The organism is Moheibacter stercoris (genome assembly GCF_040545805.1).
Classification (GTDB): Bacteria; Bacteroidota; Bacteroidia; order Flavobacteriales; family Weeksellaceae; genus Moheibacter; species Moheibacter stercoris.
The window spans coordinates 110,888-124,214 of record NZ_JBEPMO010000003.1 but is presented as its reverse complement, the minus strand read 5'-3'; the positions used below and the strand labels follow the sequence as shown (position 1 = coordinate 124,214).

At 35.6% G+C, this 13,327-nt stretch carries 11 protein-coding genes; 7 read left to right on the top strand and 4 right to left on the bottom strand.

What is annotated here, in order from left to right; all coding sequences use genetic code 11:
* Positions 1-17: 17 nt before the first annotated feature.
* The 7 genes from ABID46_RS03945 to ABID46_RS03915 all read left to right on the top strand — a co-directional run bounded on the left by ABID46_RS03945 (position 18) and on the right by ABID46_RS03915 (position 8,337).
* Positions 18-2,927, top strand: coding sequence for an FIDD domain-containing protein (locus ABID46_RS03945; RefSeq protein ID WP_354507284.1), 2,910 nt, complete (start codon positions 18-20; stop codon positions 2,925-2,927).
* An 8-nt stretch (positions 2,928-2,935) separates the two neighbouring features.
* Positions 2,936-3,898 carry a PorP/SprF family type IX secretion system membrane protein gene (locus tag ABID46_RS03940; RefSeq protein WP_354507282.1) on the top strand — a complete coding sequence of 321 codons (963 nt, stop codon included), beginning with the start codon at positions 2,936-2,938 and terminating at the stop codon, positions 3,896-3,898.
* A gap of 229 nt (positions 3,899-4,127) precedes the next feature.
* Positions 4,128-4,472, top strand: coding sequence for a PadR family transcriptional regulator (locus ABID46_RS03935; protein WP_354507280.1), 345 nt, complete (start codon positions 4,128-4,130; stop codon positions 4,470-4,472).
* Entirely contained in the window at positions 4,465-6,207 is a 1,743-nt protein-coding gene (locus ABID46_RS03930) for a PspC domain-containing protein (RefSeq protein ID WP_354507278.1), read from the top strand. Before ABID46_RS03935 ends, ABID46_RS03930 begins: the two co-directional genes overlap by 8 nt.
* A gap of 125 nt (positions 6,208-6,332) precedes the next feature.
* Positions 6,333-6,893 carry a 1-acyl-sn-glycerol-3-phosphate acyltransferase gene (locus ABID46_RS03925; RefSeq protein ID WP_354507276.1) on the top strand — a complete coding sequence of 187 codons (561 nt, stop codon included), beginning with the start codon at positions 6,333-6,335 and terminating at the stop codon, positions 6,891-6,893.
* A 5-nt stretch (positions 6,894-6,898) separates the two neighbouring features.
* Entirely contained in the window at positions 6,899-7,321 is a 423-nt protein-coding gene (locus ABID46_RS03920) for a PaaI family thioesterase (protein WP_354507274.1), read from the top strand.
* A 5-nt stretch (positions 7,322-7,326) separates the two neighbouring features.
* The gene (locus ABID46_RS03915) at positions 7,327-8,337 is read left to right on the top strand and encodes an isochorismate synthase (RefSeq protein ID WP_354507272.1); all 1,011 of its coding nucleotides are present in this window, start codon (positions 7,327-7,329) and stop codon (positions 8,335-8,337) included.
* On the opposite strand, the gene ABID46_RS03910 is transcribed toward ABID46_RS03915, so the two are convergent.
* The 4 genes from ABID46_RS03910 to ABID46_RS03895 are packed head-to-tail and all read right to left on the bottom strand — an operon-like array spanning position 8,338 to position 13,018.
* On the bottom strand, positions 8,338-9,231 hold the full coding sequence (locus tag ABID46_RS03910; RefSeq protein ID WP_354507271.1) for a Ppx/GppA phosphatase family protein: 894 nt from the start codon (positions 9,229-9,231) through the stop codon (positions 8,338-8,340).
* A gap of 33 nt (positions 9,232-9,264) precedes the next feature.
* Complete coding sequence (ppk1, locus tag ABID46_RS03905) at positions 9,265-11,340, bottom strand: polyphosphate kinase 1 (protein WP_354507269.1); 2,076 nt, start codon at positions 11,338-11,340, stop codon at positions 9,265-9,267.
* Positions 11,337-11,819, bottom strand: a complete 483-nt coding sequence (locus ABID46_RS03900; RefSeq protein WP_354507267.1) for a SixA phosphatase family protein — start codon at positions 11,817-11,819, stop codon at positions 11,337-11,339. Before ABID46_RS03900 ends, ppk1 begins: the two co-directional genes overlap by 4 nt.
* Positions 11,816-13,018 (bottom strand): DegT/DnrJ/EryC1/StrS family aminotransferase, encoded by a 1,203-nt coding sequence (locus tag ABID46_RS03895; RefSeq protein WP_354507265.1) that lies wholly within the window; start codon positions 13,016-13,018, stop codon positions 11,816-11,818. The genes ABID46_RS03900 and ABID46_RS03895 overlap by 4 nt, the downstream gene beginning before the upstream one ends.
* Between the last annotated feature and the right edge of the window lie 309 nt (positions 13,019-13,327).

Below are 13,327 nucleotides of genomic sequence, written 5' to 3'. Positions count from 1 at the left end.
TTTTTAATTAACACACCATGAAGCCACTTACCTTACATCTATTATTTTTCTTTTGGGGTGCAGGACTCTTTGCGCAATTATCGAGTTGTGAAATAGAAACCGTCAACAAAGATTTTGAGCAACCCGATATTCCCCAATCAGGTTGGCCAAGTTTTATCAATGCAAATGACGTAGATGGATGGGGAACTACTGCTACAGATAATATCATTGAATTTTGGCCTCATTCGACCAATGGAGGAGGAACCAATGCTTATTCGGGAGATCAATACATTGAATTGAATGGAAACGAACAAGCAGGTGTTTATCAGGATTTCGAAACGAATTTAGCAGGTGTAGTATTTAACTTTTCCTTTGCGCATAGAGGAAGAATGGGACTTGACGTTTGCCGAGTCTTGGCAGGTCCTCCAGGTGGCCCTTATACCGAAATTGGTCAATATTCAGCGGATAATACTGCTTGGATTGTTCATTCGGGAAATTATACAGTTCCGACTGGACAACCTTTTACCCGTTTTATATTTGAAGCGGTTTCAACTGCCACAGGTGATCCTACAGTTGGAAATTTTTTGGACGCGATTGATTTTAAATCCAATTTTGGTTTGGCAACTCCCTCTTTAATTGGTTTGTTTTGTGAAGATAATGTTGCTGACGAAATAGAATCTATTGGGATTGGAACTTGGTCCATTGATCCTGGAAATCCTTCTCCTACCGTTATAAATGACATAACCTCAAATACTCCTATCATTACAGGATTTTTGGCAACAGGAAATTACAATTATACTTGGTCCAACGGAATTTGTGAAGCAGAATTGACCATTTATTACAACAATGACCAAATTCCCGTACTCAATCAAGAACTGAACGATTCATTTTGTGACAATGACAACTTAATTGATTTAACTCAATACAATCCTCAATTCTCAACGGAAGTAGGAGTAAATTTTCGCTATTATGAAGATATAGCGGATGCTGAAATGGGCAACGCAAATTTTATTGTGGATCCAATTAATTATCTCTTAACTCAATCTCGTACATTGTTTGTAAGAATCGATAAAACCAATTTTTGCTCTAATGTTTTGGAATTGAATTTGGTTTTAAACGAAGCGCCAATAGCCGAAAATCCGGTGAGTTTGGATCCGAAATGTGACGAAGATGGAGATGGTTTGGTGGAATTTGACCTAGACGAAGCCATTCCACTTCTTGTTTTGAATCCAAATGACCCTTTAACCTATACCTATCATTTGAGTCAGACAGATGCAGAATCTGGAACCAATCCACAAGGATCTATTGTGATGATTCCTTCAGGAAATTCCCAAACCTATTGGGTGGTGATATCAGATGGAACTTGTGAAACGATTTCTACGATTATTGTTACCGCCAATGAAGGAGTGGAAAATGTGACCAATCAAGTAGATTTAAATCCAAAAATTCTTTGTGATGAAGATTTTGATGAATCTATTACGGTGGATTTGAGTCAATGGAATTCGGAACTGATAGCAGTTAGTACAGGAATTCAATTTGCTTATTATGAATCGGAATTGGAAGCTATAAATGGAACCAATCCAATTTTGAACTTTTCCAATTATCCGATCACAGAAAATCTCACAACGATTTGGATTGTTCTAACCAATGTGCAAGGATGTCGTGAAATTCGTTTCGTTCAATATCAAATAGGAGAAAAAGTTCCTGTAAACGATACAATTTTTGAGTTAGAAAGTATTTGTTTGTTATTTGAATCAACAGTCAATCTCACGGAAGCTGAATCGCAATTTTCACCAGAATCCAATGTTCAGTATTCCTATTATACCAATCTAGTTTCTGCTGAAGCAGGCGGAAATGATTTTATAGCCAATCCAACAAATTACCCGATTTCCGCAGATGGTTCGGTTTATGTACGATTGGAAAAAGATGGATTTTGTCCAGAAATCATTCAATTGAATTATGGTATTGGAGAAGATGTTCCTCATTCGATCCCAACTGGGATTCCAGGAATTTGTGAAGGGGATTCCTTGGATTTAACAACAGTTCAAATTCAAATATCTTCAGATCCAAATGTTCAATATACGTATTTCGAATCTGAAAATGATGCTTTACAAAATCAGAATGCACTAGCAGATCCAACCCATTACACATCCAATTCCAGTCAAAATACGGTTTACGTTCGAGTAGAATTAAGTGGTTTTTGTCCGGTGATTCTCTCTTTTGATTTTGAAGTACATCCGCTACCCCTAAATCCTATCGCATCTGTACCTACTTTATGCAATGGGAATGAAGTTATTTTGGATGCAGGTCAAGAATTTCCAGAAAGTCATTATGTTTGGACTTGGGAAGGTGGAAGTTCTACAGGATCACAACTTTTGGTTACCGCTCCAGGTTTTTATGAGTTAAGTATTACTTCCAACGAAAACTGTACCTCTACGTTTATCTATGAGTTGGTTCAGCCTTTGCCGCCCGTTATCACCAACATCGTATATGGAGCCAATTATTTCATTGTGGAGACCTCAGGAAATGGTTCGTCCTTAGAATTTTCTTTGGATGGAGTTTTTTGGCAATCCAATCCAAGGTTTGATAACTTAGTTCCAGGTGAGGAGTATACTTTATATGTTAGAGAAAGAGGTTGTGAGCCAATCACTAAGAATGTTTCTTTACCTTTTATTCCCAATTTTATTTCGCCCAATAATGATGGTATAAATGATGTTTGGACTATAAGAGGATTTGCTACTTCTTTTGATTGTAGTGTTAAAATATTTGACCGTTATGGAAAAATATTTGTAGATTCGAAACCACAAACGCTAAATGCTTATTTTTGGAATGGTAAATACAAAGGTGAAGCTGTTCCTAGTGGAGATTATTGGTACATTATCACAGCAAAAGATGAAAATGATATCACCATAAAATATATAGGACACTTAAGCGTTAGAAATAGATAGGTATACACATGAGAAAAATTTTATTAACGACTATCATTGCATTTTGTTCGTTACAAGTAATGGCACAAGAGGGACTGCCATTTTACAAACATTATCTGGTAAGTGACAAATATTTGATAAATCCATCCTATGCTGGGGTAAATCCTGAAATTTTAAGCGTTACGGGGACCTACCGTAATCAATGGGCTGATTTGCCTGAAAGTCCCAATACGCAAACATTGTCTGCTCACGCTACCGTTGTAGATCGTTTGGCTTTTGGGGTTTATTTGTTCAATGATCAGAATGGTTTGTCTAGTTTACGTGGTGCCAATATTTCTGCTGCTTATCATATTCCGATTAATTCGAATCGTGATATGAGAGACAATGAAGCTGAAGATATTTTCTCATTTGGTTTATCGTATAATTTCTTTCAGCAACATTTAGATTTAGATAAAATTCAGGTATCCAATCCCAATGATCCATTATTGGTTGATGATTCCTATAACTTGAACCATTTCAATGTGGGGGTTTCCTTTAAATATGCAGGTGCTTTTGGAGGTGTTTCCATTTTGGATATTCCGTTGGTAGAGAATGAAGCGATTGCCAATGGGATTGAACCATTGCCAACTTGGTATTACTTCTTGTTGGGGTACCAAGTGTACTTGACCGATGGAATCCGTTTGGAACCTTCAGTTGTAATGAACTTAAATTCCAACTCTGAACGTCAATTTGATTTGAACTTGATGGGGCATTTTGGATTTGGAGATAGAGAACAAGGATTGGATTTAGGAGTGTCGTATCGTCAAGATATAGACAAAAACGGTTCTCAAGGTTTGAGTATTTCGCCTGTTATGAAATTGAAAATTGGTCAATTGAAAATGGGAATGTCTTATGATATTGGATTGTCTGATATTGCTAAGGAAGCTGGAAACGGAATCCTATTTAGTTTAGGATATGATTTTGGAAATCCTTTTAATCCAGATTTTAGATAAGAATAATACATACTTATATAGAGAAATCACCTTTAACGAGGTGATTTTTTTGTTTCTAAACTTTCCTCTAAATTTTTTTTAAAAAATATTATTTCCTCAATTCCTTTCTGACAGCGGTATCAAGTAATGGATAATAAAATTTTGTACCCAATACTAAAAATATATAGGTACTTTGTTTTGCATAATACTATATTTATTATATATTTGCTGTATCAAAATGGATATTGAGATGGATATAGAAAAAACGAAAACGCAAATGAGAAAAGGCATACTTGAGTATTGCATTCTCAGTATCATCAAAAGAGGTGGAGATGCGTATGCTTCTGATATCATCGATGAATTAAAAAAATCGGAAATGATTGTTGTGGAAGGAACGCTTTATCCTCTTTTGACAAGATTAAAAAATGATAACCTTTTGACCTATCGTTGGGAGGAGTCAACATCGGGACCTCCGAGAAAGTATTACACCTTAACAGAGGGAGGAGAGAAATTTTTAGAAGAATTGGCTGAAACTTGGAAGCAATTGCAAGACGCAGTAAACAAAGTAACAATAGAAACAAATCAACATGGATAAGACGATATCAATCAGTTTAGGCGGATTTTCATTTATCGTAGATGATCGCGCTTTTTTCAAATTAAAAAATTATTTGGACGAAATTCGCCATTCACTTCACGGAATGGAAGGAACTGAAGACATTTTAGCCGATGTAGAAGTTAGAATTGCGGAATTATTCAAAGAAAGATTAGGAGCTAGAGAAGTAGTTAACGAACAAGATGTTGATCATATTGTTGGAATTATGGGACGCCCAGAGCAATATGTAGATGCTGATAATGATGATGCCCAAACTACTTATCAATCTAAGGCTAAAGCTTCTCAAAATTATTCTTCTGCCAACGACCGTGTTAAAAAGAAATTATACCGCGATCCAGATGATAAAGTGATTGCAGGAGTTTTATCGGGATTGGCTCATTATTTAGGAGTAGAAACTTGGGTAACACGTGTTATCTTCATCATCTTGATGTTTTCAGATATGTTCATTTCCTTAACAAGTATATCAGTAATTAGCTATATCGTCCTTTGGATCATTCTTCCAAAGGCCGATACGGCTTCTCAGAAGTATGAAATGTTTGGTCAGGCGGGTGATTTTGAAACCATAAAAAAAAATGCCAATCAAGCTGCAGCTGAAATGAAAGGAATGGCCAAAGACGCTTCCAGTAATTTTGGTCGAATTCTTCAGATTATTCTTAAAATAATTTTGGTGTTCTTTGGCGTGATGCTAATTGTGACAGGAATTAGTATGATTGTGGGAACAATTGCTGTATTCATCATGTCTGCTACCGATATTCCAATGCAGTTCTTTGGTTATTTTGTGGATTATCCATGGCAAGATTGGGCGACCAAAATCACCACCTTCATTTTGATGGCTGTACCAGGGATTTTATTGATACTATTTGGTGTTCGTTTGATTTCGGATCGCATCAAAATCAATAAAACATTTGTGATTGGGTCTATTGTTCTTTGGTTTATCGCATTGTTTGCGGGTGCTGTTATTGTTGGTTCATTGTTCAGCAATTATACAAGAAACGTTGAATTTGCCGAGAAGAAATCTTTCACCGTGAATCAAGATACGATTATAGTAGCTTTTGATCAATACAAAGAATTCAACGATCGGAAAATGAATTGGAGATTTGTAGATGATATGGGCGGATTTTTGGAATTTGATGGAAAATTATACCGTGAGATTTCAGATGATATCGAATTGAGAGTTTCTCCAGATAACCAAGTGCATGTTGAAGTATTCTATTATTCAAAAGGTAAAAACATGGACGATGCACGCAAGTATGCAGACGATATTCAATACAATTACCAAATGAACGCAAGTGGACAATTGATATTGGACAAATATTTAACCTTGCCAAAAGATTCGAAATTCAGAGATCAAAAAGCAACGATTGTTGTGTATTTACCAAAAGGGAAAACATTGTATACCAAAAATGTGGACGATGTAGAGGTGCAAGATGATTTAGGTGGATACATCAATTATTATGATGGAGAAAATAAATATTTTAACTTTGTTAACTCGGAAATTCAATGTACGAATTGTTTCGATGAAAATGATGTGAAGTATGGAAGAGGTTATGAAAGTGGAGCCAATATTCAAATTGGAACAGGCGATACAGCAGATATCAACATTGATTCAAATGGAATCAATATTCAAGATGGAAAGGATAAAGTTATAATCAATAAAAATCAAATAAAAATTTCTGATGGTACAGATTCTCTTAACATTAACATCTCTGGTAATTGATTTGGTATTGACCTTGATTAGTTAACCATAAAATTAGAACTCAGGAAACTGGTATATAAAAGTTGGATGTTGCATTCCAACTTTTTTTTATGTCTTATCTTTGGGAGCAATCTCAAGAAATTCGAATGAAAAAAACAATCGGAAAACTTTTTTATAAACTGATGGGCTGGAAACTCGACGGTACAGTTCCTGTCGACAATATTTCCAAATGCGTTTTGGTTGCAGCTCCACATACCACCAATTGGGACTTTTTCTATACCATTTTTGCTTTTTGGGATTTAGGAATTCCGCTTAAGTTTTTCATTAAAGATAGCTGGACCAAACCTTGGTATGGCTTTCTTATCAAAAATTTAGGAGGTATTGGCATCAATCGACAACAACGTTCCAATATGGTGGATTATGCTGCAGATTTATTGAAAAACAATGATAATTTGTATATGCTCAACACGCCAGAAGGTTCAAGATCAAGAGCCGAAAAATGGAAAACTGGATTTTATTATATTGCCAAAGAAGCCAAGGTTCCAATCGTTTTGGCTTATTGTGATTATGAAAAGAAAATGGCGGGAATTGGAAAAGTAATTCCAATCGAAAACAAAACCAAAGAAGAAATTTTGATTGAAATTGAAGATTTCTACCGAAATGTGAAAGGGAAATTCCCAGAAAATTATAACCCTAAAATATTTTAAACGAAATGGATAAGGAAGCATTTTTAAAGCGTTTGAACGAAATGAACAAAAATACATTGATGGAAACCTTGGACATTCGTTTTACAGATTCTGGCGAAAACTTTATGGTTGCGACCATGCCTGTAACGCCCAAAGTTCATCAGCCTTATGGGATTTTGCATGGTGGTGCAAGCATCGCTTTGGCTGAAACCGTAGGAAGCGTTTTGTCTGCAACTTCCATCGATACGACAAAGTTTAAATCGGTAGGAATGCAGATGACAGCCAATCATCTTCGTCCAAAACGTGAAGGATTGATCACTGCCAGAGCTGAATTTGTCAAAAAGGGTAAAACCGTTCATTTGGTAAAGATTGAAATCAAAGACGAGGAAGGGGAAGTGATTTCCTATTGTCATTTGACGAATTCGATAGTTTCCAATCATTATGTTTAAAATCTATGTTGAACATTAGTTTTCATTCGAAATTAAACGAAGCTGTAAAACAAAATCTCGCGTTTTGTTTGATTCGAAAACCCAATGAAGTAGTGATTGAATTATTTGTTCAAGATCATTCATCTAAAAACAAAGTTTTGATGCATTCTTTTGATTCCAAAATGGAAAAATGGATTGCTGATGAGAATCCGATTTCCATTCATCAAAAGGAATTTGATTTTGAATCGAAATTAAAATTCCCAAAAGCGAAAAAAATTCATCCGAAAACGGAGCAAGAATACCAAGAATTAATTCAACAAACTATAGAAGATATTCAAAATTCGGAACTGAAAAAGGTTGTCATTAGCCGTAAAAAACAAGTCGAGAACTTTAGGATTTCCATTTTTGAAACCTATCGAAACTTGTTGAAAAACCATCCCAATGCTTTGGTGTTTTTATGGCAGAATCCAAATGAAGAAACTTGGATAGGTGCAACGCCAGAACTGTTGTTGAGTCAAGAAAGTAACAAAGTGAAAACGGTTTCATTGGCAGGAACGAAACTTCCAGAAGCCGATTGGACCGAAAAAGAATTGGAAGAACAACAAATTGTCACGGACTTCATTGTGACTAACTTTCGAGGATTAGGTAATTTAGAAGTGAAAGGGCCAGAAACTATACAAGCAGGGAAATTTCACCATTTAAAAACCTATATATCGGCTGAGGTTTCAGATAATTTTTCCTTGAAGAATTTATTGAAAGAAATGCATCCAACTCCTGCACTTTGTGGTATGCCTAAACAAGATGCGTTTGAGTATATTCTTCAAAATGAAGGATATGATCGTGAATTTTATTCTGGTTATATTGGCATTGAACAAGCAGATTCCAAACAATATTTTGTGAATCTTCGAAGTGCCCAAATTTTTGAAGATAAAATTTGGATCTATGTTGGCGGTGGAATTACGGCCGAAAGCAATCCGGAAAAAGAATGGATGGAAACCGAATTGAAATCGGGAACCATCCTCAATTCCTTGGTATAATTAGTCCTTGTCTTTTATTTCGGCATATAATTTTCGGATCATCCCATCTGAAATTCCAATTTTTGGAACGTAAATCTTTTTCGCACGAGACCATTTCATGACTTTCGTATAGATTTCCAATGCATATTCCACAACGTCGGCGCGGTCAGGTTTCATGTTCAATTCTTGCAAACGTTCTTCATAAGACATATTGCGGATGACTTTATAACGACTTCTTAAATAGGCGCCTTTCAAAGGTTTTCCTAATTGTACACCCGAATATTTGTACACATGGTTAATGTTTCCACCAGAACCAATCAGATCAACTTCGTATTGGCGAATGTTTTCCTCAATCCATTTTTTCATTTCAGGATATACAGATTTTTCCACTCTGCCTTCTAACAATCTTACGGTTCCAATTTCAAAGGATTTAGACAATTTTACTTCTCCATTGGTAATCAAGGTTAGTTCCGTGCTTCCTCCACCCACATCAACATAAAGATAATTGTTGTCGTCCAAAATGAAACTTTGCAATTCGGTCGCGAAAATCAATTCTGCTTCGGTATTTCCACTGATGATTTCAATTTCAATCCCTGAGGATTTTTTAATTTTTTTGACAATTTCGCTTCCGTTTGTTGCTTCACGCATGGCAGAAGTTGCGTAAGCATTGTAATGTTCGACACCATAAATGTCCATCATCAATTGATAGGCTTTCATGGCATCTACAAGCCTTGATGCATTTTTATCGGATATTTTTTTTTCGATAAAAACATCTTCACCAAGACGAATCGGCATTCTGACGATACTGGTTTTATTAAAAACGGGTTTCATTCCTGGAATTTCGTAGACATAATTGATCAGTAGTCTCATGGCATTGGAACCAATATCAATCGCTGCTAATTTTCTAATCTTCATTTCTTTACAAGTGTGTATGCTATTGTTATACTTTTATTTGAAATTATTTTGGGTTTCTTTTGCCTGATTTAGATCGTATAAATAATCATACGTGACAAATTGTGATCGAAGAGCTGGTTTGTTATTTACGCGATAAGTTAAGCTCTGTTCAGCATCATGAATTCTTCCTTTTACATTGTCATTGAAACTAATTTCAAAGGTATCCATCACCAATTTTTTTAGTTCTTCATTGTATATAGGACAAGCGACTTCGACACGTGCATCTAAATTTCGTTCCATCATATCGGCAGAAGAAATGAAAACGCGATCATTTCCACCATTGGCAAACCAATAGATTCTAGGATGTTCCAAAAATTTATCGATCACACTTATGGATTCAATGTTTTCGGACAAACCTGGAATTCCAGGAATTAAAGAATGAATTCCTCGAACGACCAATCGAACTTTAACTCCTTCTTGAGAGGCTTTGTACAACATATCAATAATGATCTTGTCGCTTAAACTATTTAATTTTAAGTTAATACCTGATGGAAGTCCTTTTTTATGATTCTTGATCTCTTTTTTGATGAATTTGATGATTTTTTTACGGGTATGCAAAGGAGAAACCAATAAATGATCATAATTCTGGGTGAGGTAATTGGCATTGAAAAAACGAAATACTTGTTCAATTTCTTTCGTAATTTCAGGATGAGACGTCAATAAAGTATAGTCCGTATAGACTTTAGCCGTTCCAGAGTGGAAGTTTCCGGTACTGATAAAAGCATATTGCGTTGCCAAATTACCCTTTGGTTTTCGCTCGATGTAGCCAATTTTACTATGAACCTTCAATCCAGGAACCCCAAAAATTACATTAACACCAGCATCCTGTAGACGTTTGGACCATTTTACGTTGTTGGCCTCATCAAATCTTGCACGAAGTTCCAATACAGCCGTTACTTCTTTACCATTTCTAGCTGCGTTGATCAAAGCGCTCATCACTTGGGATTCTGATGCAACTCGATAAATGGTTATTTTAATTTTGGTAACATAAGGATCGATGGCTGCTTCACGTAAAAACTTCAAGAATACCGAATAATCATGGTAAGGAGCTACGATCATATGATCTTCCAAAGATATAGCCTCAAAATAGGTTCTGTATTTTTGGAAACTGTGTTGAACGATTGGCGTTATATTTTCATATTCCAAATCACTTCTTCCCATATTGGGGAACTTCATCAAATCTCGTTTGTTGTGGTATTTTCCACCTGCATTGATGCTATCATAATCGTCAATGCTTAATTTGTAAAGTAAGAACTCCAAAGTATCTTGTGCTAATTCTCGGTCGTATACTAGTCGTACAGGTTCCCCTTTACGTCTTCCTTCCAAACTTTTGGCAACTTTTTCTAGTAGACTGTTTTCTAAATCGGTATCCATATCCAATTCCGAATCTCTGGTGATTTTGATGGAATGTGCCTCAATATGGTCAAAATCAAAAACTTTGAAGATTTCACCCAAATGATAACGAACGATATCCTCTAAATACATCACATATTGTCTTTCATCAATTTTGGGTAATAAGACAAAACGAGGAAAAATATGGGTGGGGATGTCTATCAAAGCATATTTGGATTCGTCATAATGCTGAAATTTCACCGCTAGATAAAATGCTCCATCACGAATTGCTGGAGTCTTCAGCTCTTTTTCCAAAATGTATACCCCAATGGAATGACTCAATTCTGAGGTATAATAGTTGGTGACAAATTCTATGTATTCATTTGGAATATTTTTATCATCGATGAAATAGATATTATTTTCTTCTAAATCCAACAAGATTTGATCGTAGAGCGCATCATAGTCGGCACGTTGAATGGCGACCAAATCATTGATTTCCTCGATTAAATCTTCGTCTGTTTGGTTTTCAATAATGTTTCGATATCCGCGACTTTTCAATTGGATGGATCGCAATAGGGCCGAATAGCGAACCGAATAAAATTCATCCAAATTATTGGAATAAATTCCAAGAAATCTCAATTTTTCCAAAAGTGGAACATTGGGATCTTTCACTTCTTGCAACACGCGGGCATTAAATTTAAGCCAACTTATTTCTCGATTTACATAAATCTGATTCACAGTTCTTTAGGTTTTATGATTGTTTGTGTAGTTCCTTTTTCAATTCCTTGCCAATTGGGAGAATCAAAGCTGATTATCGCAGCACCCGAAGTTGGGAGATTTTCCAAATAGCGATTTCCCATACGGTTGACAAATTCTGTGAAGGCTTCATTGTGACCAAATACGATGGCCGTTTGATGCTCATCTGGGATATTTTTAATTTGTTTTAATAAATCAAAAAATGAAAATGTGTACAAATTTTCATTAATGTGTATCATTGGTTTTTCTGGAAAATAGGTTGCCGTAATTTCTGCCGTTTTATTTGCGCGCACTGCTGGGCTAGATTGCCAAAATTCAATGTCAAAATCGAGGATTGACTTGAGGTGTTTTGCCGTTTTATGCGTTCTTTCGATTCCAATTTGTTCCAAATCTCTCAATTGGTCCTTCACACCAAGATCCCATCTGCTTTTGGCGTGTCTGAATAAAATCAACTTTTTCATACGGATTGGCTTTGTAAGTTAGCAATGCTATCTAAAATACTATTTGCGATAAACTCTATTTTTTGTTCATCCAAATTCAAAGAAAGAGGAAGAGTTATGGTTCTTTTCAAGATTTCGTCAGACTTTGAAAAATCCTGATTGGCATAATCTGGAAGTAAATTTCGTTGCTCTTTGTACAAAGTTGTATCGTTTTTCACATCAAAAAAGTGGTTCCATTGTCGTATATAGTGCCAATTGTTGTCAAACCAATAGGCCGAAGCAATGCCGTTTTGCTTCAACTCAGACGAAACTTTTTTGGCAATTTCCTCTGAATTGAAAAATAAGGTCAAAAAGGATGCATTATCTCCATTTTCATCAATAATTCGACGAAATTGAATATCTTGATGGTGCATCAATTTGTTTTTTAGAGCTGATTTGATTTCTCTTTGTTTGCTAAGAATTTGATCTAATTTTTCCCATTGTCCTAAACCGACAGCGGCATGTAGTTCAGAAATTCTGAAGTTTAAACCTGTGACAGGATGTTTTTCTGCACCACGATCTTTGCCAATATGATCATGACCATGATCGGAATATTGGTGGCAGAATTCATACAAATCTTCTTGATTGGTTAAAATTGCACCTCCTTCACCACAGGTTATAGTTTTGACAAAATCAAACGAAAAGCAACCTATCGTACCCATTGTTCCCAGATATTCATTGCCAATTTTTGCTCCAATGGCTTGGCAAGCATCTTCTAGAACATAGAGTTGATGCTTTTGAGCTATAGTAAGTATCGCATGCATATCGGCCATTGCACCACACATATGAACAGGCATGATGGCTTTTGTACGAGGTGTTATGGCTTTTTCTACTTCATTTGGATCCATCGTCAAGGTATCGTCTATGTCTACCAAAATGGGAATGGCTCCTGTAAATAAAACCGCTTCAAAACTCGCAACGAATGTGAAACTTGGCATGATGATTTCATCTCCCGCTCCAATATTTAAAGATTTGATAGCTGTAATTAGGGCAGTTGTTCCACTACTTACTAGGTGTACGTATTGAGATTTTATTTTGTCAGCAATAGCCTTTTCAAATTCTGCCGCTTTCCAATGTTGGTTTCTTAATCCATCAAAATTATAACGCATTAAAATTCCAGTATCTAAAACCTCATTGAGGTGTTTTTTCTCTTCTTCTCCAAAAATTTCAAATCCAGGCATGTGAATGTATAGCTTTGAAACAAAGATAGGAATTCATGTCAATTTAGTGGCTGGATTGGGCTTGAAATAAATGAAAAAGAGGTCAATTTTTCATTGGCCTCTTTTTCTTAGTCAGAAGACTAGAATCTTTCACTGAGAAATGTTTCTACACGTAGTTGTTAGGGACAATAGAAACAAATTTTAGGTAATTAGGTTAGTTAGGTTAGGCATATAATATTTTTTAGTAAAAGAGGAGAGATTAAATAAATAGTATTTAATTGAAAAAGTTATGGTCATTTTAACAGCTAAATTCTGTATCTTCTGTTGCTA